Genomic DNA, 3399 nt, shown 5'->3' on the forward strand with positions numbered 1-3399 from the left:
ATCCGCAATCGTGCGTACCGTCGCGTGTCGATGTGTCGGCGCCCCAAACTCGGACCAGCCGCGATTGGTCATGTGGCTCGTGATCCGGTGGGACGAGAAAAAGCCACCGTCCGCCCCGGTCCAGACGACTTCCTCGCCATAAAGCGTGCGGTCGGGAAAGCCTGCCAGAGTCGCGGCCGTGTTCGCGATCACCGCGTCAATTCCGCTCACCTCACCCGAGAGCGTATGTATCAGGCAGTCGGCGCTGTAGTGGGTATCGATCAGTCCGAGCCCCTTCTGCTCCCAGATCCGATGGGTACACCGCAAGATGTAATCGACAAAATCAGCGTATTCCGCATCGAAGCCTGGCATTGTCTGGCGGTACGGGCCAGACTGTCCCGCGCGATAGTCAAGCATTTCGTCGAGATCAACGAGTCCGGCGCGCATGACTGCGCCGGTAGTGCCGGGCACGGCACCTGTCCCAGACGCTGCCGGTCCAGTCGCTGGTGGAGCGGCTTTCGTAATGAAGTTTTTCATCACCTATCCCAGTTTCGCGGAGCCACGTACGATCAGTTCGCCCGGCATCAGAATAGCCTGCGGCGCGTCGCCGGGATGCTCCAGATAGTGTTTGACGAGACGCACCGCCGCGCGCGCCATCTGCTCGGCCGGCTGGCGCACCGTCGTCAGGTTATAGGTCGGACGGCGCGACCCGACGACGTCGTCGAATCCGACCACGGAAATCTGGTCCGGCACCCGATAACCTCGCTCAAAACGCAGCGCATCGAGCGCCCCAAGCGCCATCGTGTCATTCGCGCAAAATACGGCTGACGGGCAATCGCGATCGCGGTCCGCATGCATGATTGCGTCATAGCCCGACTCGTAGCTGAAGTCGCCGCTCTCGCGCACCACGTCGGTTATGCCCTTCTCGCCGAGTCCACGCAGGAACCCGTCGACTCGCGCGTTGCCGACCGGGGCTTCAGCCGGACCGCCGACCACCAGAAAGCGCTCGTGCCCGGCGGCGACAAGCCGATGCGCGATGTCGCGCGCATGCTCTTCCTGATCGCACGCGACGGAAGACGCCGTGCCATTTCGTACGCTGCGGTTGTAAAGAATCACCGGCACGCGCCGCTCCGCGCACATCTGGATCTGCTGAGGTGGCAGCGACGTGCACGCGATGATGCCGTCGACCTGATAGTTGAGGACCTTCGACAGCAGATCCGAAATTTCGAACTCGCGCGTGATGGTGAACAGCAGTGGATGAAAACCTTCGCGCTGCAGTTCGGAGCCGAGCTGATACAGCACGTCCGGATAATTCAGCGTGGTCTGCTCGGTGATGATGACAGCAACGATGTTCGAGCGGCGTGTGATCAGGATGCGCGCAATCGCATTCGGCTCATAGTCGAGCGCTCGCGCGGCGGCTTCGATCTTCGCACGGGTGTTCTTCGAGATACTGGCGCCCGGCGTGAAGGCACGCGACACGGCCGATTGCGAGACGCCGGCCATGCGCGCCACGTCATAGGACGTGGCGCGACGTGGCGCCGTATCGGCCAGTTCAGCGTCAGAAGGTCGCTTCATAGATCCTCTTTTCGGTCAGGAGCCGGTACCGTCACGCGGTGAATTGCGCGGGGTGAAGCGACCGCAGCCATGCGAACTCTGCGCCAAATATCTCGCGTATGCGCGCCCCCTGTTGGATGCCGCCCAGCAGGTTGATCTCCTGCAGCACGCTTCGGCAGCGGCCTGCGTGGTTCGTACTGACTGATTCGGTTTCCATGATGTTGCTCGTCGTGATAATTGGGTTTGTCATGCCGTGTGTGCGCTTAATCCGGCTCGTCTCGTCTGCTTTCGCTTAGCCCTTCACCGCGCCCGACGTCAGTCCCCTGACGAAGTAACGCTGCAGGAACATCACGATCGCGATGATCGGCAATGCGATCGACACGCTGCCCGCTGCGGACAGCGTCCAGTTGCGTAGATCCTCCGAGCCGAACTGCGAGATCGCCACCGGCAGTGTGGTCGCGTTCGATGCAGTCAGGATCACCGGGATCATGAATTCGTTGTAGGCGAGCAGCAGCGTGAAGATAGCTGCGGTGATCGCTCCGGGCAGCGCCAGCGGCAGGATCGCGTGGCGGAACGCCTGGAAACGGTTGCACCCGTCTACCATCGCCGCCTCGTCGATCGAGGTCGGGATGTCCATGAAAAAGCCGCGGAACATCCAGATCGTGAACGGCTGGTTGATCGTCACGAGAACGAGAATCAGCAGCACCCGCGTGTCGTAAAGGCCCGTCCACTGCGCGAAGTAGTAGTACGGCAACACGAACACCATGCGTGGCAACGCACGAAAGAGGAGCGCTGCCAGCAGCAGGTAGAAACCGCCTACCCGTGAATAGCGCGCAAGCGCATAGCCGGATAACGCCCCGATCGCGAGCGAGATGACCACTGTGAACAGCGCAACGAACAGGCTGTTGTACAGATAGTCGCCAAAATGGTCCTCGGTCCAGAGCTGGCGATAGGCATCAAAATGCGGCGTGAAGGTCCAGACGGGTGGCATCGCGAAACCGTCACGCGTCGACTTGATCGACGTGAGGATGTTCCAGACGAAGGGTCCAGCAGCGAACACCAGCCACGCGGCCAGCACGACGCCGACAAGCACATTCAGATAACGTGGAGTTTTCATCGTGGTCTCACTTCTGCGCGGTCTGTTCGCGGTAGGTCAGGTACAGGAATGGCAGGAGTAACACCATGACGCCGACCACGGTCAATACGCTCACCGCGCTGCCGCGGCCAAGTGCCTGCTGCGCAAACGACACCTTGTAGTTGTAGAACATCAGGGTTTCAGTGGCACCGAACGGACCTCCCTGGGTCATGACGAAGACACTGTCGAATTCACGATAGTTGTCCATGACAATCACCATGGCTACGAACAGCATCAGTGGCCGAAGCGCAGGGATGACCACATAAAGGATTCGTTGCCACGCATTCGCGCCATCAATCAGTGAAGACTCGAGCGGCTCGCGGTTCATGCTCTGCAAACCGGCGAAAAGGATCAGGATCACAAACGGCGTGGCCATCCAGACGCGAAAGATCATCAGCAGAGCGCGGGAACCCCACACCGATGCGTACCAGTCGATGTGAATGCCAACCGCGTTAAGCATCTGCGTATAAAAACCCCACGGATCTTTGAAAAGCAGCGCGAAGAACATCGTACCGACCACGGGGGTGACAATAAACGGCAGCAGTATCACCGAGATCATCACATTGCGGCAATGAACGACCTTGTCCAGGCACAACGCGACGAGCAGGCCCAGAACAAGCTGAACGGGCAATGTGATCGCCGTGTAAATCAGGGTCCATTGCGTCGCTTGCCAGAATTCTCGGTCGTTCAGCGTGTCCACATAGTTGGCAAAACCGAGAAAGCTCAGCGCC

The 3399-nt window shown here is 60.0% G+C and carries 5 protein-coding genes; all 5 read right to left on the reverse strand.

The window, feature by feature from the left end:
- Positions 1–450, reverse strand: a 450-nt coding sequence (locus tag VFE81_RS09825; RefSeq protein ID WP_325044409.1) for a hypothetical protein, incomplete at its 3' end; no start/stop codon positions are given.
- Positions 451–519: 69 nt separating this feature from the next.
- Complete coding sequence (locus VFE81_RS09830) at positions 520–1554, reverse strand: LacI family DNA-binding transcriptional regulator (RefSeq protein WP_325044410.1); 1035 nt, start codon at positions 1552–1554, stop codon at positions 520–522.
- Positions 1555–1585: 31 nt separating this feature from the next.
- Positions 1586–1750, reverse strand: coding sequence for a hypothetical protein (locus tag VFE81_RS09835; protein ID WP_325044411.1), 165 nt, complete (start codon positions 1748–1750; stop codon positions 1586–1588).
- A gap of 75 nt (positions 1751–1825) precedes the next feature.
- A complete protein-coding gene (locus VFE81_RS09840) occupies positions 1826–2650 on the reverse strand; it encodes a carbohydrate ABC transporter permease (protein ID WP_325044412.1) in 825 nt (274 codons plus the stop codon).
- A gap of 7 nt (positions 2651–2657) precedes the next feature.
- A partial coding sequence (locus VFE81_RS09845) for a sugar ABC transporter permease (RefSeq protein ID WP_325044413.1) occupies positions 2658–3399 on the reverse strand: 742 nt, incomplete at its 5' end.

This window comes from Paraburkholderia sp. (assembly GCF_035656215.1).
Lineage (GTDB): Bacteria > Pseudomonadota > Gammaproteobacteria > Burkholderiales > Burkholderiaceae > Paraburkholderia.

Bases quoted from the DNA above. Each gene is read 5' to 3' on its own strand.
- VFE81_RS09830 (WP_325044410.1), bottom strand. From the start codon at position 1,554: ATGAAGCGACCTTCTGACGCTGAACTGGCCGATACGGCGCCACGTCGC.
- VFE81_RS09835 (WP_325044411.1), bottom strand. From the start codon at position 1,750: ATGGAAACCGAATCAGTCAGTACGAACCACGCAGGCCGCTGCCGAAGC.
- VFE81_RS09840 (WP_325044412.1), bottom strand. From the start codon at position 2,650: ATGAAAACTCCACGTTATCTGAATGTGCTTGTCGGCGTCGTGCTGGCC.